General features: G+C 70.2%; 1 protein-coding gene. It reads right to left on the bottom strand.

The window, feature by feature from the left end:
* Positions 1-354, bottom strand: a 354-nt coding sequence (locus tag LPA54_RS36830; protein ID WP_228984842.1) for an AMP-binding protein, incomplete at its 3' end; no start/stop codon positions are given.
* Positions 355-497 lie beyond the last annotated feature (143 nt).

The following is a 497-nucleotide window of genomic DNA, read 5'->3' as shown; positions in this document are numbered from 1 at the left end:
GGAGAGGATGTACGCGGACTCCTCGGCGTTGGTCTGCGGGTAGACCGTGGTGGTGGCGGCGCCGGCGCAGAGGATGCCGAGGTCGGTGAGGATCCACTCGACCCGGGTGGCGGAGGCGAGGGCGACCCGCTCCTCCGGCTGCACGCCCAGTTCGATCAGGCCGGCCGCGATCGCGTGGACCCGCTCGGCGGCCTCGGCCCAGGTCAGCGACTTCCAGTCGTCCGGGCCCTCGCCGGAGGCCGGTGGGACCGGGTAGCGGTAGGCCTCGGCGTCCGGTGTGGCCGCCACACGCTCCAGGAAGAGGGTCGCCACGCTCGGCGGACGGTTCTCGATCAGTGTCTGTGTGTCGCTCACGACATCCTCCGGGGCCCGCGACGGTGCGGCTGGCTCAGTGCGGCTGGGGTTTCCTCGCGGCGTTGTTTAACTCGCGAGTAACTATCGAGCACGGACAGAGTAAAGGTCGACCGGCCACCGCGTAAGGGGCCACGGCCTGTAAC

Origin of the sequence: Streptomyces sp. DH12, assembly GCF_020873895.1 — a bacterium.
Lineage (GTDB): Bacteria > Actinomycetota > Actinomycetes > Streptomycetales > Streptomycetaceae > Streptomyces.
Note: the sequence above shows the minus strand (reverse complement) of the source record. Positions and strands in the feature narration are given on the sequence as shown.